Here is a 25,947-nt window from a genome sequence, read left to right on the forward strand (position 1 = left end):
TTATTTTTCGCCACAAATATGATCATTAATGATTAAAGAGGGTTATTGTTTAAAATCAGGAGTGTGAGATGATAGAATATAAGAGTTTTGTGTTGGAAAATGGATTGAAGGTTTTTGTGCATGAAGATCCATCCAGCCCCCAAGCGGTAATTAATATTTTGTATAATGTAGGCTCCAGGGATGAGTCGGAAGAAAAAACTGGATTTGCACATTTGTTCGAACACTTGATGTTCGGAGGGTCAGTAAATATTCCTTCCTATGATGGACCATTGGAAAGGGCGGGGGGAGAAAATAATGCTTTTACCTCAACAGATATTACAAATTATTATATCACAATCCCATCTGTAAATATTGAAACAGCTTTCTGGCTGGAGTCCGACAGGATGCTTTCTCTTTCTTTTGAACAAAAGACACTGGATGTTCAGAAAAGTGTGGTGATTGAGGAATTTAAGCAAAGATACTTAAACCAGCCTTATGGAGATGTTTGGCTGAAGTTAAGACCACTTGTCTACAAGGAACATCCTTATAAATGGGCTACTATTGGGAAAGAAATCAGTCATATCGAAAGTGCGGAGATGCAGGATGTGAAAGATTTTTTTTATAAGTTTTACATTCCTAATAATGCCATTCTTGTTATTGCTGGTGATATTACTTTTGATCACGCAAAAACATTAACTGAAAAATGGTTCGGACCTATACCTGCAGGAAAGCCTTATTTGAGAAATTTGCCGGCTGAGCCTATTCAAAAAAAAGAAAGAAGGGAGGAAGTTATTGCTGATGTGCCTCTGGATGCTCTTTATAAAGTATATCACATGCCGGGGAGAAAAGATCCCGAATATTATTCTTATGATCTTCTCAGTGATATTCTTGGTAGAGGAAAGTCTTCAAGGCTTTACGATAAACTTGTGAAAGGAAAAGAAATATTTAGCTCTATATCTGCTCATGTATCGGGAACAGCAGATCCGGGGTTAATTATTATTGAGGGAAAGCTTAACGGCAATTATACATTGGAAGCTGCAGAAGCTGAAGTACAGAAAATAATAGATGAGCTGGTGGCTGGCAATATTACAGATGATGAGGTAACAAAGGTGAAAAATCAGTCGGAAGCATCAGTGTTATTTGGAGAAGTTGAATTGCTAAATCGTTCAATGAATCTTGCGTTTGCTGCATTTTTAGGAGACCCGGAAATAGTAAACAAAGAATCTGAAATGATTCAGAATGTTACAAAAGAGTCAATTATAGCAGCTGCTAAAAGAACATTCAAACCTGAAAATAGCAGCACTCTTTATTACAGAGCAAAATCAAAAGTAAATGAAAATTAAAGTTGGGTTTGGGTATGATGTACACCAACTTACCGAAGGACGCGACCTTTGGCTAGGTGGTGTAAAGATAGATGCGAAGTTAGGTTTGCTTGGTCACAGTGACGCAGATGTGTTGATTCATGCAATTTGCGATGCTATCCTTGGCGCAGCCAATATGAGAGATATTGGTTTTCATTTCCCCAATACCGATCCTCGATGGAAGGGGGCAGATAGTAAAATTCTTCTAAAGGAAGTGTGCAGACTGATAAGAGAAAAAGGTTGGGAAATAAGCAATATAGACGCTAGTCTTGCAATGGAAAAGCCTAAGATTAATCCTCATATTCCTAAAATGCAGGAAATCCTGTCAGAAACAATGAATATCCCGGAAGAGGATATTTCAATCAAAGCAACTACGAATGAAAAGCTTGGCTATATTGGCAGAGAAGAAGGAGCTAATGCTTTTGCAGTAGCCCTTATTTTTAAAAGCTGAAAGCGAAAAGCATAAGGCACAAAGCGAAAAACTGAACTTTAACGTTCAGCTTTTCGCTTTGTGCTTTCAGCTTATAAATGTGGTATCGGATCTGCTGATCCGTCAGGGTCTTTTTTTACAGAACCATCTTTCTTAAAGTTCTTTCCTCGCATAACAAGTATTCCTGCCATATGTGGAGCCGCCATAGAAGTACCACTTATCGTTGCATAACCTCCATTCTTGTATGTAGAGAGAATTTTTACCCCCGGAGCACAATAGTCTACAGTTTTTCCATAGTTAGAGAATGATGCAAAAGTGTCCGTAGAATCCATTGCCGAAACAGTGTAGATATTTGGATGGTCAACTCTGGCAGGAGAAGAACTGTCTGCTTTAATGGCTGAATTTCCTGCCGCTATTGAAAAAACAAAGCCTTTATTAGCAGCATTAAGTACTTCTTTGTCCAGAGAAGGAGAAAATCCTCCACCTAAGCTCATATTTACCACATCTCCTGCTTTTCCATTCTGTTCAATATGCTGTACAGCTGCGATAATATTTGAAATACTTCCTTTACCCTGAGCATCCATAGATTTCAGAGCAATTACAGTAGCTCCTGAAGCAACTCCGACAACTCCAAATCCATTGTCTTTAGCTGCGATGATACCCGCAACGTGCGTGCCATGACCATGGTCGTCATTAACAGTTGTGCCGGCGATGAACGATTTTGATTTATATGCATCCACCACAAGATCGGGATGGCTAAGATCAACTCCTGTATCTATAATCCACACATATTTTCCGGATCCTTCGGCATGACCAACCCTCTTTGCTCCCCAGCCTGGGGCCTGATATTCAACGCGGGCAGGACAATCGCTGATAGATACAATTTTATCTTGTTCAAGGTATTCTATATTGGGATCCTTTTTTAATTTTTCTACTTCACTGGATTCAAGCTTTATGGCAACACCTTTAAGATTGCCATCAAAAGTACGAAGTATCTTTTCGGGAGCAATTTTGTTTGATCTTAGTACTTTGTGAAAAGCTCTCGTACCCAGTTTTTCACCTGTTTCAGCATATTTTACAATATACTGGCCTGGAATGACTTGTCCATTGTCCAATGCGGATGCAGTAAGACATTCGTCCTTGTTTCCGCTTGATGGAGGCGTAGTGGGTGAAGAAGGTGTTTGCGTTGTAGGCTCCACTTCTTTCTCTTTTTTACAAGCAGAAAATAGCAGTGTCAATGCAAATGAATAGGGGATGAGTTTTTTTCCTTTTCTTAAAAGATTTGAAAACATAGAGGATATTTGAAGTTTGAATCAGGCTGTGATAAAAGCCTGAATTAATTTATAAACCTTAAACATAATCCTTCTGCGCTATGGTTCAGTTGCGTAAAAAATTGTAAAGCTAAAAGTTGATAGCATAAAGCTAAAAGTTAAAAAAAATGACAAGAGAAGAAAAGTATCCCCCTGATTAGGATCTTTGGGCCCGACTCATTTGACTGAATTCTTTAGATGGTGATTTGGTATGAAGTTGTTTAGACTAGCATAAAAAAAGCGAAGAGGTTATCTTCGCTTTCCGATATGTATTGAATCAGTTAATTAGATAATCATTCCGGCACCAACTGTTTCATTGGTAAACTCGTCTACTAGTATTACGCTTCCAGTAGATCTGTTTTTCTTATAGCTATCGAAGAATAAAGGATTGGTAGTTCTTATAAGAATTCTTCCAATATCATTAAGTCCAATTGTTTTATCATCTTCAATTTTGTGCAGGGTATTGATGTTAACTTTGTAACGAACATCTTTCACAACACATTTAGCTTCTCTTGAAGTATGTCTGATGATATATTTCGATGCAGGGTTTAATTTTTTGTCATTCAACCAGCAGATCATCAATTCAACATCCTGACTAGCACTTGGCTGATTGTTTGGCTTCACAATCATATCTCCACGGCTGATATCAATGTCATTTTCAAGTGTTATTGTTACTGACATCGGAGGGAATGCTTCTTCAAGCTTTCCGTCAATGGTTTCAATAGATTTAATTTTTGAAGTAAATCCTGAAGGGAGTGCAATCACTTCATCTCCCGGTTTGAAAACCCCACCTTCAACTCTTCCTGCGTAACCTCTGAAGTCATGGTATTCTTCGCTTAATGGACGGATAACCCACTGCACAGGGAATCTTGAATCAACATAGTTAAGATCTGTATTGATGTTTACATTTTCCAATGTATAAAGAAGAGTTCCTCCTTTATACCAAGGCATGTTTTCAGACTCATCCACTACATTATCTCCATGCAAAGCAGAAATTGGGATGTAGCGTATATCTGGAACAGATAATTTTGAAGAGAAGTCAGAGAACTGTTGTTTGATTTTTTCGAAAACTTCTTCTTTATAGTCAACAAGGTCCATCTTGTTAACGCAGATGATAATGTGCTTTATCTGAAGCAAAGATGCAATAAAAGCATGTCTGCAGGTTTGTTCCACAACACCATGTCTTGCATCTACAAGCACGATAGCAAGGTTTGCTGTAGAAGCTCCTGTTACCATGTTTCTTGTATACTGAATATGACCCGGAGTATCAGCAATAATGAATTTTCTTTTAGGAGTGGCAAAATATCTGTATGCCACATCTATGGTAATACCTTGTTCTCTTTCAGCTCTGAGTCCGTCTGTAAGTAGCGCAAGATTAACATATCCGTCACCTCTCTGCTCACTGGTTCTTTCAATGGCTTCCAGCTGATCTTCAAAGATAGATTTAGAATCGTAAAGTAATCTTCCAATCAGGGTACTTTTTCCATCGTCTACACTTCCCGCTGTGGTGAACCTTAGAAGGTCCATTTCAAGATAGCTATTTTTAGTTTGTGTTTCAGTCATTGCTTTAAGGCTGTTATAATTTCAGTCGGCTAACTGTTTGAATTGTACGTCTTGAAATTGATTTATTAAAAATATCCTTGTTTCTTTCTGTCTTCCATTGCAGCTTCAGATCTTTTGTCATCAGCTCTGGTGCCACGCTCTGTCTGACGCGCGGCTGCAACTTCCTGGATGATTTCATCAAGGGTAGACGCATCTGATTCAACAGCTCCTGTACAAGTCATATCACCAACAGTTCTGAATCTGATAGTTCTCTCTTCATAGTGCTCATCCTTTAAAAGAGTGATATAGTCAGATTTTGCTAAAAGCATTCCGTTTCTGTCAACAATGGTTCTTTTATGAGAGAAATAAATAGTTGGAATTTCAAGCTTTTCCATGGCAATATATTGCCATACATCCATTTCAGTCCAGTTACTCAAAGGGAATATTCTGAAGTGCTCTCCTGGGCTCTTTTTGCCATTGAATAAATTCCAAAGTTCCGGTCTTTGATTTTTTGGATCCCACTGACCAAATTCGTCTCTGTGAGAGAAAAAACGCTCTTTAGCTCTTGCTTTTTCTTCATCTCTTCTTGCTCCACCGAAGCAGGCATCAAACTTAAATTCTTCAATAGCATCAAGAAGTGTAATAGTCTGAAGACCGTTTCTGCTTGGATTTGGTCCTTTTTCCTCAACGGCCCTGCCCTGATTTATTGAATCCTGTACATTTCTGACAATTAGTCTTGCTCCAACTTTTTTCACAAGATCATCTCTGAAGTCCAGAGCTTCCTGAAAGTTGTGCCCTGTATCAATGTGCATCAACGGGAATGGTAGTTTTGCAGGCCAGAATGCTTTCTGTGCAAGCCTTACCATCACAATTGAGTCTTTTCCTCCCGAAAAAAGTAATGCTGGTCTCTCGAACTGTGCGGCCACTTCTCTCATGATGAATATCGCTTCCGCCTCAAGCTGTTTCAGGTGACTTAAATTGTAGGAAATCATAGGTTATAAGGTTTGAAAAGCCAAATATGGCTTAACTATTACAATTTTAAGGTTAATTTATTTTTATCTTTTTGTAAACTGCAGTTAAGATCTCTTCTTTGCACATATCCAAAGGTTTAAGATCTGTCCTTACTTCCAGACTAGGATTCTGTGGCTCTTCAAAAGGTGAATCTAATCCAGTGAAATTCTTTAATTCTCCATTTCTGGCTTTGCGATACAAGCCCTTTACATCTCTTTGCTCGCATATCTCGAATGGACAATTCACATAAAGTTCGAAATAATCCTCAGCGCCGATAATATTTTTGGCCATATTACGGATTTCTTCTGTTGGACTTATTAATGAACAGATAGTTATAACCCCGCAATTAAGAAATAATTTTGATACCTCTGCTGCTCTTCGGATATTTTCTATCCTCTCAGCTTCAGAAAAACCAAGATTGTTATTTATACCTGTCCTTAAATTATCGCCATCCAGCAGCTGTGTCAGGAATCCGTTTTTATGTAGTTCTTGCTCAATGGCTTTCGCCAAAGTGCTTTTTCCGGAACCAGAAAGACCCACCATCCAGATCACAACAGATTTTTGGTGTAAAATCGTTTCCTTATCTTCTCTTTTAAGAATTCGATCGAATATAGGATGAATATTTTCCAAAGGATGTTAAGAAATTTTAATCTGTAAAAATACTACATTTTCAGTAAAAAAAAGAGAGAATGACCAAAATTATCTAAATTTGAAACTCAATAAATAGAGGAATCATGCAACTGCCTGAAATTAATTTTGATAAAGTTCAAGAAATAGCCCTGGGGGCAGGCAAACTCATCATGGAAGTCTATAGTCTGCCCGACTTTACCGACCTCATTGATACAAAAGCCGATAACTCTCCATTAACGCTTGCAGACAAAAAGTCTAATGATTTCATAGTTGCTGGCTTAAAGAGCCTTACGCCGCAAATTCCCATCATTTCTGAAGAAGAAAAAGAGGTTCCGTTTGATGTAAGAAAAAATTGGTCAGTATTCTGGCTGGTAGATCCTCTGGATGGAACCAAAGAATTTATTAAAAGGAACGGTGAATTCACTGTGAACATAGGCCTGATTGCTAATGGTTACCCTGTTGCTGGTGTTATTTATGCTCCTGTTCTGGATGAATTGTATTTTGGGCAAATTGGAAAAGGAAGTTTTAAACGCAGTAAGGGGAAAACTTTTCCCATTAAAGTAAGCGACAGGAAAACGGATCTTATCGGTGTTGGAAGCCGCTCACATGCTGCAAAAGAGGAAGAAGATTTTTTCTCAAGATTTAATGTCGCAGATAGAATTTCAAAAGGAAGTTCTTTAAAATTCTGTCTTCTTGCTGAAGGTAGCGCTGATCTTTATTATCGCCATGGCCCGACTATGGAGTGGGATACTGGCGCAGGCCAGGCTATTGTGGAAGCAAGTGGTGGGGTTGTAGTAAATCTGGGCAAAAAAAGATTTGAATACAACAAAGAGTCCTTGCTTAATAGTAGTTTTATATGTGCTTCTGACGAAGTGTTTCTTAGCTGAAAGTTGCATAAAGTTTAAGTATGATTTCCTCTGAAATTAGTTATTCTGTTGTTGTTCCTGTATTTAACAGTTCTCACTCTCTTGTGGAGCTGAGAGACAGAATTGATGCTGTTTTTAAAAATGAATTGATGGAAACATATGAACTTATTTTTATTGATGATGGCTCTGAAAATGAACTGACATGGCCGTTTCTTAATGGCCTATCAAAAAAATATAAAGAAGTTACAAGCATCAGGCTGATGAGGAACTTCGGCAAACAGGGAGCTTTGCTTTGTGGTTTCACTAATGCTAAGGGGCGTTATATTATCACGATAGATGACGATTTACAACATTTTCCGGAAGATATTCCTTCTCTTGCTGCACTAAATACTCATGATGTGGTTATTGGTAGGTTTGATAAAAAGGAACACAGCATAAGTAAAAAGATTTTTAGCAGAATTAATAACTGGTTTGAGGCTAAGCTGTTGGGCAAACCTGAACATATCAGAAATAGTCCGTTCAAGCTTATAAAAGCTGAAGTTGTTAAAGCTTTTTTACAAATTAAAACTCCAAATCCATCTGTAAGTGCATTGCTATTTTATGTTACCAAAGATGTAAAGAATGTAAATGTCCGACATGCAAAAAGGCCTTATGACAAATCAGGTTTTACTCTGAAGAAAATGTTTGCAACTTTTGCCAATATGCTTTTTAATAACAGCAGCTTTTTGTTAAAACTTATTGCTTACGTCGGGGTCTCCATTTCATTTTTCAGTTTCCTACTTGCTCTGATTTATTTCGTGAAAAAACTTACAGTAGGCATACCTGTTCCGGGATATGCATCTTTAGTAACTGTAACTTTATTTATCGGGGGGCTTATGCTTTTTTCCATAGGCATAGTTGGCGAATATCTGATCAGGATCATTAATGGAGTGGAATTAAAGCCTGCTTATGTTGTAAGGGAAAAATCGGGAGAATGAAATGAAAAAGACTGTGGTCATACTTCAGTCAAATTATATTCCCTGGAAAGGATATTTTGATTTAATCAATAGTGCTGACGAATTTATTTTTTATGATGACGTTCAATATACTACTGGAGACTGGAGAAACAGAAATAAAATAAAAACAGATGAAGGTGCAAAATGGCTAACCATTCCTGTTGGTGATAATATTAAGCGAACTATAAAGGAAGTAAGGTTTATAAATAAAGATTGGAAAAGAAAGCACTTTCAGACACTTGAAAAGTATTATTCCAAAGCCCCTTTCTATGAAAGTTCCTTACCTTTAATTAATAAATTGTATTTCAACGAAATTGAGACATTATCAGAATTTAATCAGTCTGCGATAAAAGAAATTTCTAATTGGTTAGGATTAACAACCAAATTTAATGATTCTTCCATCTATGCCCCGAAGGGGGATAAAATAGGTCGTTTAATAGATATTCTTGTAAAGACAGAGGCTACAGAGTTTTTGTGTGGGCCAGCAGTAAAGAATTATTTAAAGCAAGAATCAATTCAGGAAAAAGGGATAGCATTGAGATATTTTGATTATTCTGGTTATAAAGTATACCATCAGCTCTTTCCTCCTTTCATCCACGAAGTAAGCATTCTGGACCTCATATTTAATGAAGGGGAGCACTCGATCGAATTCCTAAAAAGTTATAGCAGTTGAAATTTATTTTCGTCACCGGTTTATATAGATCAGGAACAACCCTTCTGGAAAAGCTTCTATTCCAGCATCCTTCGGTCAGCATCGCATTTCAGCCCTATCCTTCTTTTTATCATTTGGTGAAAAAGAGATTTAATGAAATTCAAAATATTTCATCCGTTTATCCTATCAATACCCGGTTGGATAATGAGTATTTTGAAATGAAGGATTTTATCGAATTTCTTAATCGCTATAAATTTACCGAGGCAGATAAGGTTCATTCAGGACTTGAATCATTGCTTCATTCCAACAATGGTTTTATTGATTTATTCAAACAGTTACAGCTGGAAGCAGGGAAGGAGTACATTACCAATGAGATATCATTTGCTGGTAGTAAGGAAATATTATGTGAAGATTTTGTCGGTGCACTTCTTGAAAATGGTGTACGTGTAATTCACATTGTAAGAGATCCAAGAGATGTACTTTGCTCTGCTGCTTTAGGAAAAGAATATACAGGGAGAATCAGGCCATTGTTGTACACACTAAGAATGTGGCGGAAGTCTGTTGCGTTTCGTATTCAGTACTCTGAACATCCACTGTTTTATTCTGTCAGGTATGAAGATCTGGTTAAGTCTCCTATGTCTGTAATGAAAGAATTAGCTGGCTTTATGAATGTCCAGGAAATAGAATTAAAGTCAAAGCTCATGGATCAGCAGGGAAATATTTGGAAAAGCAATTCATCATTTGGAAAAAGTGAATTGATATCCTCTTCATCTATTGGCAAGTATAAAGAGATTCTCGATGATAATGCCATTGCGTATGTTAATACGCTTTGCGCTCCCGAATTAAAATATTTGAATTACGAATGTGAAGATGTTAAAGATTCAAAAGAAGTTTTCGAAGCATTTAAAGAACCATTCCCCGTAGACCATGATTTGTTTCAGCATGATTATTCAGTTAGTGAAATAAATCAAAATATGGAAATTAAAAGGGTGAGCCTTTTAAAGGAAGATGGACTTTCGTGTAAAGAAACAGAAAAGTATTACCAGTTTGAATCGGTATATAAAATTTTAAAAAAGCATGCAATCTAAAATTGAAATAATAAAAACAGAAGATGGGTCTCATTCTCTTTATATACCTGATATGAAAGAAACATATCACTCGACTCACGGAGCATTGCGTGAATCAGAATATGTATTTATACAGAACGGACTGGACTTGATACCAACAGATAATGAAATCAATATTCTTGAAGTAGGGTTTGGAACGGGCCTCAATACATTTTTGACTTTTCTTGAAAGCGAAAAAAGAGCACTAAAAATTTACTATCAAACCATTGAGCCATATCCACTGGAAGAAAATATTTTTTTAGAATTGAATTATCCGGAAATGATTTCTCCGGATAAAAGCAGTATTTTTTATGATTTTCATAAGGCTTCTTTCGGTGAAATAAAAGAGATCAATCAAGACTTCATTTTTAAAAAGCATTTGCAAAAGCTTGAAAATCTAGAAATGAAACCTGCGATCCTTGATCTCGTATACTTCGACGCATTTGCACCTTCAAAACAACCTGAACTTTGGGAGTTAGGAAATTTTGAAAAAATTTATGGATGGATGAAAAACGAAGGTGTAATCGTAAGTTATTGTGCCAGTGGACAATTTAAAAGAAATTTAAAGGCTGCAGGCTTTTTTGTTGAGACGCTTCCTGGCCCTCCGGGAAAAAAGGAGATGACAAGAGGAAGAAAATAGTTGTCGTAACATTAAAAAACGTTATTTTTGAAACATTAATTATTTTTAAGTACATATTTTAATACTAACCATGAGGAAAATTTCAGTTATCTTTTTACTGGTATTAGTTGCCAGTACTTCATTCGCCCAATTATCAGAGAGGGTAAACGATACTAGTGTTTACAACATCGGAGCAAGACCTTTGAAAGGATCTAAAGTCCTTACATTTGGATTTAACATGAACCAAAGTGTATTTGACAATTATAATGATCTTAGACAAGGTGGACTTATCAGTGGTAAGTATTTTATTAAAGACGATGTTGCTGTAAGAGGCGGTATCAGAATTACAAAAGAAGCTACAACTTCTAAAGGAGATTTAGATCAAACAAGCTTCCCTACTATTAAAAGTGCATCATCTAAATCAAGCGTTAGAGAGTATGTGCTTGTTCCAGGTCTTGAAAAACACTTTAGCAGCAAAAACATCTTCGATGTATATGCAGGTGGTGATCTTTACTTAGGTTTCAAAAGAGAAGTAAACAAAGAGGAAACCGATTTTACAGATGGCGACTTTGATCACTATTCAGCGAAGACACCTTCGACTTTAGTTGGTCTTGGTGGAGTTGTAGGTTTCAATGTATTCGTTCTTAATCTTCCATTGTCTGTTGGTATGGAATATGGTTTACAAGGTCTTTGGGCTCTAGGTGGAAAAACACACGTTGAGTCTGAACAGAGAGTTGGTGGGGTAACAACATCTCAGGATTATTATACTCAGACTACAAATGGTGCAGGTAATGCTGACCCATATCAATACAGCAAACTGAAGAAAAGATCTACAACCTGGGATACAAACAGCAACTTTAGATTAATCTTAAATATTTATTTTAACTAATCAGGATGAAGAGCATTTTTAATAAATTATTCATAGGCGCCCTATTATTGAGCCTGGCTACTTCATGCAGAATGTATTATAAAGCAGTGCCAGTTGCTCCTTTGGATGCCAGAGTTAATTTCACAACTGCAGATCTTGAATATCTGGGTGAAATAAAAGGGTCAGCTACTCAAAGTTATCTTTTAGGATTTATTCCTGTAGGTGGAAGAAGATTTTACTACAGTTCTCCTGGACTAAATCCGACGGGGATATTCAACTTCAGACTTCGCGGAAGAGGATTCAACAATGCATATTATGATGCATTGCAATCTAAGCCAGAGGCTGACTTTGTTCTTCCTTTAGGCTTTACTCAAGTGGTAGATAGAATGTTCCTTGGAAGAAAAGTAACTATTCAGGTAAAAGCAAAAGCTTTTAAATTAAAAGAAAAATAGTAACAACTTATTGTTGCCTGAAATTAAACCATAAAAAAAACCTAAGATCTTCTTAGGTTTTTTTTAATTTTAAATCAAATGATAAAAATCAGAATAATTTTTGTAATTCTTCTTTCTGCAATACTTTTTCAAAATTGTAAAAAGGAAGATGCGGATCCATTGATTACATCCGTTGATCCTTCACAAGTGGTATTGAATGGATATGGCGGCGAAGTTAAAAATTTTTATTTTAATGCATCATCCAAAGATGGGCTTAATAGATTAATAATATCACAACAGGAAGTTGGTAGTGCATCAAAGGTAATATTAGATTCCATGATGAATGGGATCAGAAACTCAACCTATAAACTTGAGTATGTTATTCCTGAAAAACAAAAAGATTATACGCTTCTAATAACGTTCAGGATTATTGATAATGAAGGCCGTGATAAAACTGAAGCAAGAAAGATTCTTGTGAAAGGCAAAGAAATATTGCTGACAGAATTTTCAGGTGCTTCTTTATATTCTAAAGCTTCCGGGAATGCAGATGCATTTGACCTGGTCGCCCTGACTGCAAAATTCTCAGGTCTTTCTCCGGATAGTTTAAGAGATATTCAGATGTATTCAGAAAATGATACCTCTTCGGTTTTATCCAAATCTATTATTAGTCCTGCAGGCGGGCAGTTTGTGCTGTTCAATGGATTTGATTATTTAAATGCAACAGCTTTGACTTTGCAGGAAGCATATAACTCTGGACAAAAAGTAGATAAAATTTCGAATATAGAGCAAGGTCAGATTATCTTAACCAGACTGGGTAGAAAATCAAATTCTTCTTACGCAGCTATTAAAATTACAGATGTGGTCGATCTTCCAGGAGCGAAGGATGATAAGATCCTGTTTAATTTGAAGAGATAAATTTTTTAATTCAATGATAAAATAAAAAAGGAGCTGCATACAGCTCCTTTTTTATTTGTGCTTTTCACCTGTTTGTTATGTAGGCTTATGTATAATTGAATCGCTTTATTAAATTTGTACAAAAAACAGTTTCATAATGCTTTCAATAGACAGATCTCTTGACAAATTAATAGTAGTGGGAGACAGAGTATTAATAAAGCCCAAAACATTAAATGACAAAACATCATCGGGTTTATATCTACCTCCGGGAGTAATTGAAAAAGACAGGATTCAGAGCGGATATGTTATTAAGGTTGGTCCTGGATATCCAATTCCTGTTCCAGATGAAAGTAATCAGGAGCCATGGAAAGAAAAACAGGATTCAACCAAGTATATACCGTTGCAGGCACAAGAAGGTGATCTTGCAATTTATTTACAAAATGGAGCTTATGAAATTACTTTTAATAATGAGAAGTATTTTATAGTGCCGCAGCCAAGTATATTAATGCTTGTGAGAGAGGATTTGTAAAAGCTGAAAGCGTAAAGCAAAAAGCTTATAGTGAAAAGAAATTCAACACCACTCTATAATTTGAGGTTTATAAAAAAAGAGGTAAATGTGTTTTCATTTACCTCTTTTTACTTTCAGTTTTTAGCATTCTGCTTTCCGCTTAATAATTTGAAAGAACTGCAAATTCCTTTGCAAAATAAGTAAGGATAACCTTTGCCCCAGCTCTTTTCATGCTTAATAAAGCTTCTGCCATTGCTTTTTCTCCGTCAATCCAACCTTTTTCAGAAGCAGCTTTTATCATAGCATACTCTCCACTTACATTGTAAGCTGCAATCGGAAGCTCATAATTGTCATATAAAAGTTTAATGACATCGAGGTAAGCCAATGCAGGTTTTACCATCAGGAAATCTGCACCTTCAGCAAAGTCTAGTTCAGCTTCTATCAATGCTTCCGCCTGATTCGCAGGATCCATCTGATAAGTTTTTTTATCTCCAGCTTTTGGGGCAGAATCCAGAGCATTTCTGAATGGTCCGTAAAATGCACTTGCATATTTAGCTGTATAAGACATTATAGATACATCATCAAAGCCTTCGGTGTCTAGCATTTCTCTAAGGTAACCTACCCTAAAATCCATCATATCTGAAGGGCCGATAATGTCTGCTCCGGCTTCAGCTTGCGCTAATGCCATTTTTCCTAATACTTCAAGTGTGGCATCATTCAGAATTTTGCCATTTTTTAATATGCCATCGTGACCGTCAGAACTGTATGGATCCATTGCTACGTCTGTCATAATGCATGCTTCAGGAAGTGCAGATTTGATAGCCTTGATTGTCTTTAAATACAGACCTTTCTCATTATAGCTTTCTTTAGCAAGAGGATCTTTTAAAGAATCTTCTATTTTAGGAAAAAGCGCAAACGTCTTTAATCCAAGCTTCATGCACAGCTCAATTTCTTTGATTAAAAGATCAGGTGTATATCTGAAAATTCCAGGCATACTGGTTATTTCAGATCTTCCATTTTTACCTTCCTGCATAAACATTGGATAAATCAGATCATTAGTGCTTACCTGATGTTCTCTTACCATAGATCTGATCGCTTCAGATTTTCTGTTTCTTCTCGGACGACGCATGTTTATTCAGGTTTTGAAATTAAAATTCAAGTATTGTTTTTTCAATGATATCGCAACACTCGTTTAATTGAGCTTCATTGATTACCAAAGGAGGTGCGAATCTGATAATGTCACCGTGGGTAGGTTTTGCTAAAAGGCCATTGTCTTTGAGCGCAACACATACGTCCCATGCGGTTCTTCCGTCATTTGTTGGTTTAATAACGATTGCGTTTAATAATCCCCTTCCTCTTACCGCTATCACGTGGTCAGATTTTTCCTGGAGCTCGGTCATTCTCTTTCGGAATAACTCACCCATTTTGAATGCATTTTCAGTAAGTTTTTCATCACGAATTACTTCCAGGGAAGCTTGGGCCACAGCGCATGCCATCGGATTTCCTCCAAATGTGGATCCATGCTGACCAGGTTTAATAGTGAGCATGATATGGTCATCTGCAAGCACAGCAGAGACTGGATATGTTCCGCCAGATATTGCTTTACCAAGTATCAGAATATCCGCTTTTACATCTTCATATTGAGAAGCAAGTAGCTTTCCGGTTCTCCCGATCCCAGTCTGGATCTCATCAATGATGAACAGTACATTATATTTTTTGCACAGCTCTGCAGCCTTTTTCAGATAGCCTTCGGTAGGTACATATACACCTGCCTCACCTTGAATAGGTTCTACAAGAAATGCGCATACATTCGGGTTCTTCAGTGCATTTTCAAGTGCTGCAGTATCACTGTATGGAATAATCTGGAATCCAGGATTGAAAGGTCCGAAATCTTTTGTCGAATCAGGATCCGTAGATGCAGCAATAACTCCAGTTGTTCTTCCGTGGAAGTTTTTTTCTACAGCAACAATTAAAGCCTGATTAGATGGGATGTTTTTAACAGTATAACCCCATTTCCTTGCTAGCTTAATTGCAGTTTCAACAGCTTCAGCACCAGAATTCATCATGAGTACCTTATCATATCCAAAGTATTCAGTGATAAATTTCTCACACTCTCCAAGTCGCTCGTTATAAAATGCCCGGCTTGTTAAAGTAAGCTTTTGGGCCTGTGCTACCAGAGCATTAATAATTTTAGGATGACAATGTCCTTGGTTTACAGCGCTATATGCGGATAAAAAGTCGTAATAACGTTTTCCCTCAACATCCCATACAAATACTCCTTCTCCTTTCGAAAGGACAACCGGCAGAGGGTGATAGTTATGTGCTCCATATTTTTCTTCCAGCTCAATAGCCTGTGCAGTGGCGGAAATAGTCCCCATCATAAGTTTATTATTTTAAATTTAAAAAGGATAATATCCTGAAAATTATCAATTCTCCATTCTAATCTTTCACAGATATATATCAGGATTATAAGCAAATTTTTCAGGAAAGAATTTCAAATTTAAAAATAAAAGTATTCTTTTCTTAATGATTTGAATGGTTTCCTGAAAAATAGAAATGAGTTTTTAGTGATATTATAATATTCAGAAAATTAACGTGATGACAATGGATTTTTAAAGAATTGGCAGGGTTCCTGAGCCGGCTTCCTGAAAAAATATTTCTCAAAAAGAGTTTTTTGACTTAATTTTGTTTGAAATAATTGTGGTAAAAGTACATTTACACCTTTGGGTAAAGGATAAATTACTTTTCTTCGAAAGAAAAAATAAATCTAAATTTTGTATTTAGATTTTATTTTAGCATCTTTGCAACCCTATAATATAAAAAATTAGAAAAATGGCTAGAGTTTGTCAAATTACAGGAAAGAGAACTAGAGTAGGAAACAATGTTTCTCACGCCAACAACAAGACAAAGAGAAAATTCTATCCTAATCTTCAGACTAAGAAATTTTTTATTCCTGAAGAAAACAAATGGATAACTCTTAAAGTGTCTGCATCTGCTTTAAGAACAATTACAAAAAAAGGAATTAGCGCAGTATTAAAAGAGGCTAAGGCAAACGGAATGGCCGTTTAATTATTTGGTTTTTACAAGAGAAATTGCAATAAATCATGGCAAAAAGAGGTAACAGGATTCAGGTGATTCTGGAGTGTACCGAGCACAAAAACAGTGGTCTACCTGGTACAAGCAGATATATCACTACTAAAAACAGGAAAAATACTCCTGAAAGGATTGAATTAAAAAAATACAATCCTGTGTTAAAAAAAGTGACCACTCATAAAGAAATTAAATAACCCATGGCAAAGAAAGTAGTTGCTACCCTGAAGAAAGCTGATGCTGGAAAAGGGTTTGCCAAAATTATTAAGGCAGTAAAGAACGATAAAACTGGAGCTTACGCTTTCAAAGAAGAAATCGTACCGGTAGATCAAGTTCAAGAAGCATTGAAGAAATAATTGCTTCTTCGTAAATTATTAATGATAAAGTCCCTTAATGGGACTTTTTTATTATTTTGGTGTTTTAAGAAAAAGATATTTCATGGCGCTGTTTAATTTCTTTTCAAAAGATAAAAAGGAGTCTCTGGATAAGGGTCTGGAGAAAACCAAGGATAACTTCTTCTCTAAGTTAACCAAGGCCATGGTGGGGAAGTCCAAGGTCGATGACGAGGTGTTGGACAGCCTGGAAGAGATGCTGGTTACATCTGATGTGGGCGTGCAGACTACCTTAAAGATTATCAAAAGAATTGAACAGAGGGTCGAAAGAGATAACTATGTAACTACTTCTGATCTGGATAAAATACTAAAGGAAGAAATTGCAGGTCTGCTTGCTGAAAATAACTCAGAGGATTTGTCTGACTATGAAGTTCCAAAAGTATCCGGGCCATACGTAATTCTTGTTGTTGGCGTGAATGGGGTAGGTAAAACGACTACCATTGGTAAGCTGTCCGCCCAGTTTAAAAAGAAAGGCAAAAAAGTAATTCTGGGAGCTGCAGATACTTTTAGAGCTGCCGCTGTGGACCAATTGAAAATGTGGGGAGAAAGGGTTGGAGTACCTGTAGTCTCTCACGGCATGAACACTGACCCTGCTTCTGTAGCATTTGATGCAGCAAAGCAAGGTGTCGATCAGCAGGCTGACATAGTTATTATTGATACTGCAGGAAGATTACATACTAAAGTAAATCTTATGAATGAGCTCTCTAAAATAAAGAGGGTTATTCAAAAATTTATTCCCGAAGCTCCGCATGAAGTTCTTTTAGTTCTGGATGGAAGTACTGGCCAAAATGCATTTGTCCAGGCTACTGAATTTACCAAAGCTACAGAAGTGTCAGCTCTGGCAATTACAAAGCTGGATGGTACCGCAAAAGGTGGGGTGGTTTTGGGAATATCAGATCAGTTTAAAATACCAGTAAAATATATCGGAGTAGGAGAAAAGGTAGATGACCTTCAGGTATTTAATAAACATGAGTTCGTTGATTCTCTCTTCAACAGGCAATAAATTAATCCTGCTTCTGGGGTTAATATTTCTGTTTTCTTTTTCAGAGTTTTCCTGCGTTTCCACTAAAACCGTATCTGTCACAGCAGATACAAGCCAAGGTATTACAGGTAAATTAATTTTCAAAGAAGGTAATTTCTCCACTACAGAAGAGCTTCCTGAAGAAGGTAAAATTTTTGGTATTGAAAGAGAAATCTACATATATCCACTTACTTCCTTAAAAGAATCGGAACTTGCCGAGGGAGATTTTTTTAAAACAATCTCAACAACTCCCTTAGACACAATTTTAACCCAACAAGACGGAACTTTCAAGTTACCTTTGGAAGTTGGAAAATATTCATTGGTCATTAATGAGGGGGGAAGATTGTATTCTAAAATATCTCCTGATTATTACTTGTTTCCGGTGAAAGTTGAAAAAAATAAACTCACTAATGTAGTTTTTGAGGTAGACTACATGGCACACTACTCTGAATAGTTTAAAAATAATAAGTAATTTCGGGGATTGGAGAGCTAAAGGAATAAGTATTTATTCCATTTCCGATAAATATATTCCAGTATTAAAGATGAAAACTAAAGGCACTAGAAAGACAAAGGTAAATATCATCACATTAGGTTGTTCTAAAAATCTGGTGGACTCGGAGAATATTCTTACCCAATTGAGAGGTAATAATATTGACGCTGCTCACGAATCAGGAAAAGATGATGCTAATGTAGTGGTCATTAATACCTGTGGCTTTATTGACAATGCTAAACAAGAGTCTATAGATACCATCCTGAGATACGTTGATGCCAAAGAAAGCGGACTTGTAGAAAAGATTTATGTTACAGGATGTCTTTCTCAACGCTATAAAGATGACCTTGAAAAGGAAATCCCTCAGGTAGATGCTTTTTTTGGTACAAGCGACCTCCCAATACTTCTTAAGAAGTTTAAAGCTGACTATAAACATGAATTGCTGGGCGAGCGTCTGATTACAACTCCAAGGCATTATGCTTTTATGAAAATAGCTGAAGGTTGTGATCGTCCGTGTTCATTCTGTGCGATTCCCGTTATGCGAGGCAAACATGTATCAAGAGGAATTGATGAACTAGTCACAGAAGCAAAGAACCTGGCCAAAAATGGAACGAAAGAACTAATTCTTATCGCTCAGGACCTTACTTATTATGGTCTAGATATTTATGGCAAACGTGATCTTGCAGAGCTGTTAAGGAAATTATCAGACGTAAACGGAATCGACTGGATACGTTTGCAATATGCTTATCCGTCTCAGTTTCCGATGGACATTCTGGATGTAATGGCGGAAAGAGATAACATCTGCAAATACCTGGATATGCCACTTCAGCATGCCTCTTCAAATATGTTGAAGATTATGAGAAGGGGTATCACGCGTAACAGAACTGAAGATCTGATAAAAGAAATCAGAGATAAAGTTCCAAATATAGCTTTAAGAACTACAATGATTGCCGGGCATCCTGGCGAGACAGAGCAGGATTTTGAAGAGCTTTGTCAGTTTGTGGAGAATATGAAATTTGACAGACTGGGCATTTTTACATACTCCCATGAAGAACATACTCATGCATATACTTTAAATGACGATATACCTAGCGATATAAAAAGAGAGCGTGCCGATACCATTATGGGTATTCAGGAAGGTATTTCTTTAGAATTAAATCAGGCAAAGGTTGGAAATACTTACAAAGTACTCTTTGATAGGAAAGAAGGTGGATATTTCATTGGAAGAACAGAATCAGACTCTCCGGAAGTAGACAATGAAGTATTGGTTTCTGCAGAGAATACTTATGTGAGAGTTGGGGATTTTGCAAACGTAAAGATCGATTCTGCTTCTGAGTTTGATCTTTACGGTAAAATTGTCAGCTAGACAGAATAAAACTTAGGTTTAACCAAAGTGCGAAATTGGTTCTGTCATCTAATCAGACTCAATTTCGCACTTTAATGGAGCGATCTATCGGTTCTCAGTCCTTTCCTATTTCATTAGAATTTCATTTTTTTTCGTTGTATTTGTCTATTGAAAAATCAGGCTTAACTTCGGCCCATTAAATTTCCATCTTTCCATCACCACCAATGAAAATACTTTCTGTTGAAGCTGAAAAAACCGGTGCTTTTTCAAAATTATATCTTGATTACATTTCAAAGAAAGAAGATCTCTCACCTTTTTATAATTTATTTCCTTCAATAGAGAATATAGAGCAGCAAATTGGTCAGAAGAAGTTTAACGCAGATCAAAGAGTACTTCTGACTGATGCTTTGAAACGTCAATATTCAAATATTGTAATAAAGGAAGCTGCAAGTAAGAGTATTGGAGAATTATTAAACGACAATACATTTACGATTACCACTGGCCACCAATTAAATCTGTTTACTGGTCCTTTATATTTGATTTACAAGACTATTGCCATAATAAAAGCTTGTGAAATTTTAAAACGTAAATATCCGAAATATTCATTTGTCCCCGTATTCTGGATTGCTTCTGAAGATCATGATTTTGCAGAAATCAATCATTTTCATCTTTTCGGAAAAACATATACTTGGGAAACCCAACAGAAAGGGGCTGTGGGAAGACTGAGTTGTGAAGGGATAGAGAAGATATTAAATGAACTTCCGGAAAAGGTTGAGCTATTCCAAAAAGCATATCTTGAGAAGGGAAGAACATTAGCTGAAGCTACCCGCTACATTCTTAATGAGCTCTTCGGAGATTATGGACTGATAGTACTAGATGGAGATGATATTTCATTAAAGCAGGTGCTGAAACCGGTAATCAAGGAAGAAATTGAAGGGGATCACGTTTGTAAAATTGTAGAAAATGCAACTAAATCTCTGGAAACTCTTGGCTATACAGGACAAATATTTCCAAGGGAGATAAATCTCTTTTATTTAAAGGAGGGGCTAAGAGAAAGACTAATTATTGAAGGCGATAACTATAGAGTTAATAATACCAATATCGTTTATAGCAAATCAGAAATACTTAGGCTAGCTGAGGAGCAACCTGAAGCCTTCAGTCCCAATGTAGTGCTAAGACCCTTATATCAGGAAATGTTGTTACCTAACCTGGCTTATGTTGGAGGCCCTGCAGAGGTTACTTACTGGCTTCAGCTTAAAAAGGTATTTAATCATTTCGGAGTAACGTTTCCTATGCTGATGCCAAGGTTGTTTTTCTTAATTATCAATTCAGCGAATAGCAAAAAGATAAGCAAACTAAATATTAATGAAGAGGACTTATTTAAATCAGCTCTTGAATTAAAAGAATTATATCTGGAAAAGCATTCTTCCGAGCATATTGAAACAGTAGAGGAGCATGCACTGTTGGATTACATATTTAAAATGCTTCAGACTAAAGCTGCGGATATCGATCCGACTTTGGTTGCCTTTACCGAGGCGGAAGCAAAGAGAGCAGGTGATATTATTAATAACGTAGAAAAACGATTTAGAAAGGCTTTGGAGAAAAAGCATGAGCAGGGAATTCAACAATTACTTGGTTTGAAAGAGAAGTTGTTTCCGGCAAATACACTTCAAGAGCGATATGATAATTTTCTCAATTTTTACATCAATGATCCGGATTTAATAAACAAACTGATGATCGCAGATCCATTTGATTTCAGATTTAAAGTTTTGTTGCCGGAATGAAAAAGAAAGAAATCAGATCTTACTTTTTAAATGAAAGGAAAAATATCTCTTCTCAAAAGCTTGATGAGTTGAGCCGTGAATCTTCAGATTGCTTTTTTAATAATTTTGATCTTAAATCTATAAAATGCGCTCACATATTTCTTCCAATTCCTTTAAAAGCTGAAATAAATACTAAATATCTTATCGACAGGTTCTGGAATGATTATCCGTCCATCGATATTTCAATCCCCAAATCAGATTTGAATAACCTTACCATTGATAGTTATTATTTTACCCCCACCACTGTTTTAGAAGAAAATCCATGGAAAATTCCTGAACCTATGCATGCTCGTCCTACACCACATGAGTTGATAGACCTTGTATTTTTACCTATGCTTGCTTTTGATAAGAAAGGGTTCAGAGTGGGGTATGGTAAAGGGTTTTATGACAGATTTTTAGGCACCTGTCGTGCAAATGTATTAAAAGTAGGTCTGGCTTATTTCCCTTCGATAGATATTATTGAAGATGTGGATCAATATGATATTCCAATGAATTACTGTATTGTGGGGAAGGAATTGTACAGGTTTTAGAATTGAAATCTAAAACAGAGTTTAAGTTTTGCTCCTCCTGCTGAAAAGTCCCTTTTTTTGAAGTATTGGAGCTTTTAATGAAAGATAAGATATCCCTTTAATCTATAAATAAAAGAAAAGCGCAGTCTTACTGACTGCGCTTTTAATATCATTTCAATTCTTTGCTTTTCTTGTAATGAGAGTGGATTTTTTTTGCTCCCAATGCTGCCCCTGCAACCAGAAAAATTCCAATTCCTCCGTCCATCGGTATGCCACCCGTTCCACCCGGACCGCCAGGTCCTCCGGGGCCACCACCTCCACCGCCAGGTTGTGCATATGCTGTTTCTGCTGCTAACGCAAGCAATACTATAAATATAACTTTTGATACTATTTTAATTATTGATATCATCTTCATATGTAAAAAAATTAATAAAGGATAATTTTTTGAGTCACAAACTTTTGTCCGTCAAAAACGGAAACAAGGTACATCCCTGGTTTTAAATCAGCAACGTTATAAACGATTGTTGAGTCGCCAATAGGCAGCTCTTTGTTGTCTAACACCTGATTTCCTGATACATCTGAAATACTTAAGTTTAGAGAAGTATTTGCAGATTCAGGTAGGTTGATGAATATTTTTTTGTCAAAACAATAAAGACTTAGATTTTTACTTGGGCCACCATTTACTCCAGTAACAACATCTGTTCTTGCTTTTTCCAATGTCAGATAAAATCTTTCTGGGTTTTCATTCTGATTAATATAAACAGAGTAATTCGGACTTGTTCTTAGATTTTGTGTTTTGTCAAATTGTTTGTCTGTAAGAAATATGTTGTATTCATCTCCAATTGAACCAAGATCTGAGACTGAAATTAGATAATTCCCTGCTGATGCTGCAGAAACGACCAATGGAATTTCAACGGAGTTAAATTCTTCAGCAATTGAGTTAACCGCATAATCAACCCCATTCAATTGAGTGAAAATCGATGGGCAGTTGCCAGAGTTTAACAATTTATAAGCATCAAATTCTTCATTAAATGAAGTGTCCGCATCTGCGCTCAAACGCACCAGAGTTTCGTCTGAACCATTGTTGTTTGCTACACTAATTCTCAATCCGGTTGAAGTTATTGCAGTTCTAGTTACAGCCGGATTGGACTGAGTGTTAAATGCTTTCTTATTAACAGACAATGACGGCTTTAAACCGGTTGATGCCTTTATAAAAAAGGATTGCATTGAAGGGATAATGGGGCTACCTCCATTTAGACTTACTCCATTGATATATGTTCTATATTTCCCCGCTTTGGTATCCCATATGTAAATAGCATTGTTCACATTGGTTTTGGCCCATCCACTGTCAAGTGTCCAGTTGATAGGAGAAGGGAAGGGGTTTCCAATCAGATTCCATCCATCGCTTTGAGGATCGCCCGAATTGGTATTGGTTACATTGAGTTTCAATGGAGAAGATGTATTGGTATAGTTACCTGATAAATCAAGTGAAGTTGGTTTGTTAAAGTAAAAAGTATAACCAGAGGTATTCACTAAAGGAGTGCTTAGGCCTGAAACCGGTACCCAGCCGCTATCAGCACTTTTATGTTTATCCAACTCATTGTAAGTATAAATCCATGAGTACCCACCTTTTTCTATAGTAGCATTGTCTGCCAATTCTGAAAGTGTAACGTTGGTGAGTGGAAAGGATACATGATGATATCCGAACTCATTTCCTGAGATATTTTTCTTTATTTTTATTTTACCGGCAAGGACACCTGAGCCAAACCTTGAGACATAACCTGTATTTAAATCAAGTAGTACATTGTTTGAAGTATTGAATGTCCCGGAATAAAGGACCAATGCTCCTTTAATAGTAATAGAAGTCTGGTTGGTTACACCAGCAGTATTTATCACATAAATGTCTTTAACTGTCAAAGGACTTCCAGAGATTATCTGAGCTTCCGAAGATCTAAAAGTTACAGTGTTATTGTTGAAGTTTATAGGTTTTTGGCTTGATACACTTCCCTGAATATATACTGGTAGCCCAATGGATAGATCATTTGCGTTTTGCAAACCATAAATGTGAAATATTCCTGAGCCTGTGACATTTGAATTATTTAAAGTTTTTAAAGTCAGCTTATCAGAAGCGGAAATTCCGTTCCCGAAAGTACCATTCACTATAAGATTTCCATAAAGAGACACAGAATATTCGGTTGATGACCCTGCATATAATTTACCCGAACTGTTGATGGTAAGGTCTTTTGCGATGATATTATTCAGCGTTTTAACAGAGTGCCCAGACTGAATAACAAAAGAGTTTTCGGAGCTATAAATGGCTGGTATTTTTGGTCCAGTCGGAGTGGTCGCCCATATGTTGGCGTTCGAATTACCTGTAGCCTGACTGTAGAAAGTGATAGGTCCTGACAGAATTGATCCTATTACTTCTATTTCATCCAAATATAATTGGCCTGCAGCATCTCCAGCTGACCATCCGAATAAACGGAAGGTAACGGTAGCGCCTTTTTCAGTGATGATCTGTTTGGTAAGTGATTTGCGTGCTTCTGTTGTTTTAACAGAATCTACAGAAGGACTGTAATCAAAGAAATTTGACCCGTCAATACTGTATTTAAGAATCATTGCCCCTGGACCGGTAGCTGTTCTTTTCCTGGAATACTTTATTCCCGAAATGATAAGATTGGTTCCAGAACCAGCAGTTATAGAAAACTGAACATAAGTATTGCCTGGGCCTGATTTTTCGAGGCTCCAATTAGAGGATAGATACTTGTTGGCAAACTCATGACAGGTTTGACTGGTAGTCAAATTTCCAAACGTCGCATTAGCAGGCTGAGCGGAAACTCCTAATTTTGGAGATGCACAAGTATTACCGGTGAATTGGTATAGGCCTAAAGTAGTTTGGGAAAAGACTAATGATGATTGAAAAATTATCAGGATAATAAATATTATACTGATGCGGTAATTTTTGATCATAATTAAAAGATTTTTTTATGTAGTCTTTAAAAAGTTTAATTTACAAAAAAGGTTGTAAGACAGAAAGTAACTTTCGTTGGAGGGGGGATATTGGGGTATAAAATAATAGAAAAATGCCACTAGAGTCTGCAGACCGGGGAAAAGCATGCAACAAAATGAAAGAATAATCGTAGTTCAGTTTTTTTGTTTTGTATTGTTTAGTTGTTTCTAAAGAAAAAATAAAAAATCACTAACTACAACTGGACACCGATTTTTACAATTTTAGCAAGAGACTTAAGGCCATTAAAGGATTGCAGTTTCATTTTTTTTTGCCGAATACAGCAAATCTGAAGAATAATTTTTAACCCACCAGTAAAAAAGTACAATAATAAAAGTATAGGCAATAGAATTGAATACATCATGGCCAGGAAACTCCATATTTGAATCTAGATGTCTTAATAGAGCTAAACCTGTAATCCGTAAGATGTTAATAATATGAATTCCAATCACACCAGCAATAAGGTATATTTTCTTGTTTCTTCCTGGATAGGCAAGCATTAATGCGATTAGGGAAAATATGATTTCAAATCCCATGCATGGAAAGGCAATTCTGACAGCGCCAGCTCCTGCAATTTTTACAGAGTTATAGGTCAAAATCGTATCAAAGCCCATAAGATTTAACAAAAATGCTGAAGGATAAACCAAAAGATTAAGGATGCCTTGGATAAGATTGAATTTTTCAAGAATTGGCAAAGAATAATCACCTTTAGGGTCTAGCAGACCTATATAGGCATAAAAAATATATTTTAAAGAATAGAAAATAAGGAGGGTAAAAAGAATAAATAAAGGAATTCTACCCCATTGAGGAACTTTCTCATATGGGGTAGAATTTATTTTACTTTCTATTTTTATAACTGTCATAGATTTTCTTTCCACCAATTCCAATACCTGCAGCCAGCAAAATACTTGCACCACCGTCAAGTGGTATATCGATAGGGTCTTCATCGTCACAACCTCCAGGAGGGCAAGGAGGTTCGTCCTGAGCACTCGCTGACAATACTATACTAGTTGTTAACAATGTGAATAGTGTCAGAAATTTTATTGTTCTTTTCATTATATCAAAGAT

General features: G+C 36.5%; 29 protein-coding genes. 19 read left to right on the forward strand and 10 right to left on the reverse strand.

What is annotated here, in order from left to right:
- Positions 1-68 precede the first annotated feature (68 nt).
- Positions 69-1,322, forward strand: a complete 1,254-nt coding sequence (locus K350_RS0120325) for a M16 family metallopeptidase (RefSeq protein WP_028981463.1) — start codon at positions 69-71, stop codon at positions 1,320-1,322.
- Positions 1,312-1,791 (forward strand): 2-C-methyl-D-erythritol 2,4-cyclodiphosphate synthase, encoded by a 480-nt coding sequence (gene ispF, locus K350_RS0120330; protein ID WP_028981464.1) that lies wholly within the window; start codon positions 1,312-1,314, stop codon positions 1,789-1,791. The genes K350_RS0120325 and ispF overlap by 11 nt, the downstream gene beginning before the upstream one ends.
- 71 nt (positions 1,792-1,862) lie before the next feature.
- Here ispF and K350_RS29705 read toward each other — a convergent pair whose 3' ends face one another.
- The 4 genes from K350_RS29705 to cysC all read right to left on the reverse strand — a co-directional run bounded on the left by K350_RS29705 (position 1,863) and on the right by cysC (position 6,263).
- Positions 1,863-3,062, reverse strand: coding sequence for a S8 family peptidase (locus K350_RS29705; RefSeq protein WP_037576489.1), 1,200 nt, complete (start codon positions 3,060-3,062; stop codon positions 1,863-1,865).
- Between the two features lie 303 nt (positions 3,063-3,365).
- The gene (cysN, locus tag K350_RS0120340; protein ID WP_028981465.1) at positions 3,366-4,643 is read right to left on the reverse strand and encodes a sulfate adenylyltransferase subunit CysN; all 1,278 of its coding nucleotides are present in this window, start codon (positions 4,641-4,643) and stop codon (positions 3,366-3,368) included.
- Positions 4,644-4,708: 65 nt separating this feature from the next.
- Positions 4,709-5,614: a sulfate adenylyltransferase subunit CysD gene (gene cysD, locus K350_RS0120345; RefSeq protein ID WP_028981466.1), complete on the reverse strand. Its 906-nt coding sequence runs from the start codon at positions 5,612-5,614 to the stop codon at positions 4,709-4,711.
- A 52-nt stretch (positions 5,615-5,666) separates the two neighbouring features.
- Positions 5,667-6,263 carry an adenylyl-sulfate kinase gene (gene cysC, locus K350_RS0120350; protein ID WP_028981467.1) on the reverse strand — a complete coding sequence of 199 codons (597 nt, stop codon included), beginning with the start codon at positions 6,261-6,263 and terminating at the stop codon, positions 5,667-5,669.
- A gap of 104 nt (positions 6,264-6,367) precedes the next feature.
- Between cysC and cysQ the strand changes: the two genes are divergently transcribed.
- From cysQ to K350_RS0120395, 9 genes are all read left to right on the forward strand, one after another.
- On the forward strand, positions 6,368-7,150 hold the full coding sequence (gene cysQ / locus K350_RS0120355; RefSeq protein ID WP_028981468.1) for a 3'(2'),5'-bisphosphate nucleotidase CysQ: 783 nt from the start codon (positions 6,368-6,370) through the stop codon (positions 7,148-7,150).
- Between the two features lie 20 nt (positions 7,151-7,170).
- On the forward strand, positions 7,171-8,106 hold the full coding sequence (locus tag K350_RS0120360; protein WP_028981469.1) for a glycosyltransferase family 2 protein: 936 nt from the start codon (positions 7,171-7,173) through the stop codon (positions 8,104-8,106).
- Position 8,107: 1 nt separating this feature from the next.
- Positions 8,108-8,797 carry a WbqC family protein gene (locus K350_RS0120365; RefSeq protein ID WP_028981470.1) on the forward strand — a complete coding sequence of 230 codons (690 nt, stop codon included), beginning with the start codon at positions 8,108-8,110 and terminating at the stop codon, positions 8,795-8,797.
- Positions 8,794-9,864 carry a sulfotransferase family protein gene (locus K350_RS0120370; protein WP_028981471.1) on the forward strand — a complete coding sequence of 357 codons (1,071 nt, stop codon included), beginning with the start codon at positions 8,794-8,796 and terminating at the stop codon, positions 9,862-9,864. Before K350_RS0120365 ends, K350_RS0120370 begins: the two co-directional genes overlap by 4 nt.
- Positions 9,854-10,522: a tRNA (5-methylaminomethyl-2-thiouridine)(34)-methyltransferase MnmC2 gene (gene mnmC2 / locus K350_RS0120375; RefSeq protein ID WP_028981472.1), complete on the forward strand. Its 669-nt coding sequence runs from the start codon at positions 9,854-9,856 to the stop codon at positions 10,520-10,522. The genes K350_RS0120370 and mnmC2 overlap by 11 nt, the downstream gene beginning before the upstream one ends.
- A 70-nt stretch (positions 10,523-10,592) precedes the next feature.
- On the forward strand, positions 10,593-11,390 hold the full coding sequence (locus tag K350_RS32585) for a hypothetical protein (RefSeq protein WP_028981473.1): 798 nt from the start codon (positions 10,593-10,595) through the stop codon (positions 11,388-11,390).
- Positions 11,391-11,395: 5 nt separating this feature from the next.
- Entirely contained in the window at positions 11,396-11,821 is a 426-nt protein-coding gene (locus K350_RS0120385) for a hypothetical protein (RefSeq protein ID WP_028981474.1), read from the forward strand.
- A gap of 78 nt (positions 11,822-11,899) precedes the next feature.
- Entirely contained in the window at positions 11,900-12,715 is an 816-nt protein-coding gene (locus K350_RS0120390; RefSeq protein ID WP_028981475.1) for a hypothetical protein, read from the forward strand.
- Between the two features lie 136 nt (positions 12,716-12,851).
- The gene (locus tag K350_RS0120395; RefSeq protein WP_211236767.1) at positions 12,852-13,223 is read left to right on the forward strand and encodes a co-chaperone GroES; all 372 of its coding nucleotides are present in this window, start codon (positions 12,852-12,854) and stop codon (positions 13,221-13,223) included.
- 139 nt (positions 13,224-13,362) lie between these two features.
- Here the strand turns inward: K350_RS0120395 and hemB are convergent, their stop codons facing one another.
- Positions 13,363-14,331, reverse strand: a complete 969-nt coding sequence (gene hemB / locus K350_RS0120400; RefSeq protein ID WP_037576494.1) for a porphobilinogen synthase — start codon at positions 14,329-14,331, stop codon at positions 13,363-13,365.
- A 19-nt stretch (positions 14,332-14,350) separates the two neighbouring features.
- Positions 14,351-15,580 (reverse strand): ornithine--oxo-acid transaminase, encoded by a 1,230-nt coding sequence (gene rocD, locus K350_RS0120405; RefSeq protein ID WP_156027174.1) that lies wholly within the window; start codon positions 15,578-15,580, stop codon positions 14,351-14,353.
- 454 nt (positions 15,581-16,034) lie between these two features.
- Between rocD and rpmB the strand changes: the two genes are divergently transcribed.
- The 8 genes from rpmB (at position 16,035) to K350_RS0120445 (ending at position 21,893) form a co-directional block, all read left to right on the forward strand.
- Positions 16,035-16,271: a 50S ribosomal protein L28 gene (gene rpmB / locus K350_RS0120410; RefSeq protein ID WP_028981479.1), complete on the forward strand. Its 237-nt coding sequence runs from the start codon at positions 16,035-16,037 to the stop codon at positions 16,269-16,271.
- Positions 16,272-16,306: 35 nt separating this feature from the next.
- Positions 16,307-16,489, forward strand: a complete 183-nt coding sequence (gene rpmG, locus K350_RS0120415; protein ID WP_028981480.1) for a 50S ribosomal protein L33 — start codon at positions 16,307-16,309, stop codon at positions 16,487-16,489.
- A gap of 3 nt (positions 16,490-16,492) precedes the next feature.
- The gene (locus K350_RS32115) at positions 16,493-16,648 is read left to right on the forward strand and encodes a DUF4295 domain-containing protein (protein WP_081671085.1); all 156 of its coding nucleotides are present in this window, start codon (positions 16,493-16,495) and stop codon (positions 16,646-16,648) included.
- 82 nt (positions 16,649-16,730) lie between these two features.
- The gene (gene ftsY, locus K350_RS0120425; protein WP_028981481.1) at positions 16,731-17,687 is read left to right on the forward strand and encodes a signal recognition particle-docking protein FtsY; all 957 of its coding nucleotides are present in this window, start codon (positions 16,731-16,733) and stop codon (positions 17,685-17,687) included.
- Positions 17,653-18,159, forward strand: a complete 507-nt coding sequence (locus tag K350_RS0120430; RefSeq protein ID WP_156027115.1) for a hypothetical protein — start codon at positions 17,653-17,655, stop codon at positions 18,157-18,159. The genes ftsY and K350_RS0120430 overlap by 35 nt, the downstream gene beginning before the upstream one ends.
- A gap of 88 nt (positions 18,160-18,247) precedes the next feature.
- On the forward strand, positions 18,248-19,561 hold the full coding sequence (gene rimO, locus K350_RS0120435; RefSeq protein WP_028981483.1) for a 30S ribosomal protein S12 methylthiotransferase RimO: 1,314 nt from the start codon (positions 18,248-18,250) through the stop codon (positions 19,559-19,561).
- 203 nt (positions 19,562-19,764) lie between these two features.
- Positions 19,765-21,324 (forward strand): bacillithiol biosynthesis cysteine-adding enzyme BshC, encoded by a 1,560-nt coding sequence (gene bshC / locus K350_RS0120440; RefSeq protein WP_028981484.1) that lies wholly within the window; start codon positions 19,765-19,767, stop codon positions 21,322-21,324.
- Positions 21,321-21,893, forward strand: a complete 573-nt coding sequence (locus K350_RS0120445; RefSeq protein WP_028981485.1) for a 5-formyltetrahydrofolate cyclo-ligase — start codon at positions 21,321-21,323, stop codon at positions 21,891-21,893. The genes bshC and K350_RS0120445 overlap by 4 nt, the downstream gene beginning before the upstream one ends.
- Before the next feature lie 148 nt (positions 21,894-22,041).
- Here K350_RS0120445 and K350_RS32460 read toward each other — a convergent pair whose 3' ends face one another.
- The 4 genes from K350_RS32460 to K350_RS32590 form a co-directional block, all read right to left on the reverse strand.
- A complete protein-coding gene (locus K350_RS32460; RefSeq protein WP_037576497.1) occupies positions 22,042-22,287 on the reverse strand; it encodes a PID-CTERM protein-sorting domain-containing protein in 246 nt (81 codons plus the stop codon).
- 11 nt (positions 22,288-22,298) lie between these two features.
- On the reverse strand, positions 22,299-24,842 hold the full coding sequence (locus K350_RS0120455) for a T9SS type A sorting domain-containing protein (RefSeq protein WP_028981486.1): 2,544 nt from the start codon (positions 24,840-24,842) through the stop codon (positions 22,299-22,301).
- A gap of 282 nt (positions 24,843-25,124) precedes the next feature.
- Complete coding sequence (locus tag K350_RS0120460) at positions 25,125-25,742, reverse strand: exosortase/archaeosortase family protein (RefSeq protein WP_028981487.1); 618 nt, start codon at positions 25,740-25,742, stop codon at positions 25,125-25,127.
- Positions 25,717-25,935 (reverse strand): PID-CTERM protein-sorting domain-containing protein, encoded by a 219-nt coding sequence (locus K350_RS32590; protein ID WP_028981488.1) that lies wholly within the window; start codon positions 25,933-25,935, stop codon positions 25,717-25,719. The genes K350_RS0120460 and K350_RS32590 overlap by 26 nt, the downstream gene beginning before the upstream one ends.
- Between the last annotated feature and the right edge of the window lie 12 nt (positions 25,936-25,947).

Origin of the sequence: Sporocytophaga myxococcoides DSM 11118 (genome assembly GCF_000426725.1) — a bacterium.
Taxonomy (GTDB): domain Bacteria; phylum Bacteroidota; class Bacteroidia; order Cytophagales; family Cytophagaceae; genus Sporocytophaga; species Sporocytophaga myxococcoides.

What these genes read in the sequence shown, in the direction of transcription:
- K350_RS29705 (WP_037576489.1), bottom strand. Translation starts at nt 3,062, where the DNA reads ATGTTTTCAAATCTTTTAAGAAAAGGAAAAAAACTCATCCCCTATTCA.
- K350_RS0120455 (WP_028981486.1), bottom strand. Translation starts at nt 24,842, where the DNA reads ATGATCAAAAATTACCGCATCAGTATAATATTTATTATCCTGATAATT.
- K350_RS0120325 (WP_028981463.1), top strand. Translation starts at nt 69, where the DNA reads ATGATAGAATATAAGAGTTTTGTGTTGGAAAATGGATTGAAGGTTTTT.
- rocD (WP_156027174.1), bottom strand. Translation starts at nt 15,580, where the DNA reads ATGGGGACTATTTCCGCCACTGCACAGGCTATTGAGCTGGAAGAAAAA.
- K350_RS0120385 (WP_028981474.1), top strand. Translation starts at nt 11,396, where the DNA reads ATGAAGAGCATTTTTAATAAATTATTCATAGGCGCCCTATTATTGAGC.
- K350_RS32460 (WP_037576497.1), bottom strand. Translation starts at nt 22,287, where the DNA reads ATGAAGATGATATCAATAATTAAAATAGTATCAAAAGTTATATTTATA.
- hemB (WP_037576494.1), bottom strand. Translation starts at nt 14,331, where the DNA reads ATGCGTCGTCCGAGAAGAAACAGAAAATCTGAAGCGATCAGATCTATG.
- K350_RS0120365 (WP_028981470.1), top strand. Translation starts at nt 8,108, where the DNA reads ATGAAAAAGACTGTGGTCATACTTCAGTCAAATTATATTCCCTGGAAA.
- K350_RS0120390 (WP_028981475.1), top strand. Translation starts at nt 11,900, where the DNA reads ATGATAAAAATCAGAATAATTTTTGTAATTCTTCTTTCTGCAATACTT.
- rimO (WP_028981483.1), top strand. Translation starts at nt 18,248, where the DNA reads ATGAAAACTAAAGGCACTAGAAAGACAAAGGTAAATATCATCACATTA.
- rpmG (WP_028981480.1), top strand. Translation starts at nt 16,307, where the DNA reads ATGGCAAAAAGAGGTAACAGGATTCAGGTGATTCTGGAGTGTACCGAG.
- cysD (WP_028981466.1), bottom strand. Translation starts at nt 5,614, where the DNA reads ATGATTTCCTACAATTTAAGTCACCTGAAACAGCTTGAGGCGGAAGCG.
- rpmB (WP_028981479.1), top strand. Translation starts at nt 16,035, where the DNA reads ATGGCTAGAGTTTGTCAAATTACAGGAAAGAGAACTAGAGTAGGAAAC.
- K350_RS0120430 (WP_156027115.1), top strand. Translation starts at nt 17,653, where the DNA reads ATGAGTTCGTTGATTCTCTCTTCAACAGGCAATAAATTAATCCTGCTT.
- K350_RS0120445 (WP_028981485.1), top strand. Translation starts at nt 21,321, where the DNA reads ATGAAAAAGAAAGAAATCAGATCTTACTTTTTAAATGAAAGGAAAAAT.
- ispF (WP_028981464.1), top strand. Translation starts at nt 1,312, where the DNA reads ATGAAAATTAAAGTTGGGTTTGGGTATGATGTACACCAACTTACCGAA.
- cysN (WP_028981465.1), bottom strand. Translation starts at nt 4,643, where the DNA reads ATGACTGAAACACAAACTAAAAATAGCTATCTTGAAATGGACCTTCTA.
- K350_RS0120395 (WP_211236767.1), top strand. Translation starts at nt 12,852, where the DNA reads ATGCTTTCAATAGACAGATCTCTTGACAAATTAATAGTAGTGGGAGAC.
- cysQ (WP_028981468.1), top strand. Translation starts at nt 6,368, where the DNA reads ATGCAACTGCCTGAAATTAATTTTGATAAAGTTCAAGAAATAGCCCTG.
- bshC (WP_028981484.1), top strand. Translation starts at nt 19,765, where the DNA reads ATGAAAATACTTTCTGTTGAAGCTGAAAAAACCGGTGCTTTTTCAAAA.
- K350_RS32585 (WP_028981473.1), top strand. Translation starts at nt 10,593, where the DNA reads ATGAGGAAAATTTCAGTTATCTTTTTACTGGTATTAGTTGCCAGTACT.
- K350_RS0120360 (WP_028981469.1), top strand. Translation starts at nt 7,171, where the DNA reads ATGATTTCCTCTGAAATTAGTTATTCTGTTGTTGTTCCTGTATTTAAC.
- K350_RS0120460 (WP_028981487.1), bottom strand. Translation starts at nt 25,742, where the DNA reads ATGACAGTTATAAAAATAGAAAGTAAAATAAATTCTACCCCATATGAG.
- K350_RS32115 (WP_081671085.1), top strand. Translation starts at nt 16,493, where the DNA reads ATGGCAAAGAAAGTAGTTGCTACCCTGAAGAAAGCTGATGCTGGAAAA.
- ftsY (WP_028981481.1), top strand. Translation starts at nt 16,731, where the DNA reads ATGGCGCTGTTTAATTTCTTTTCAAAAGATAAAAAGGAGTCTCTGGAT.
- mnmC2 (WP_028981472.1), top strand. Translation starts at nt 9,854, where the DNA reads ATGCAATCTAAAATTGAAATAATAAAAACAGAAGATGGGTCTCATTCT.
- K350_RS32590 (WP_028981488.1), bottom strand. Translation starts at nt 25,935, where the DNA reads ATGAAAAGAACAATAAAATTTCTGACACTATTCACATTGTTAACAACT.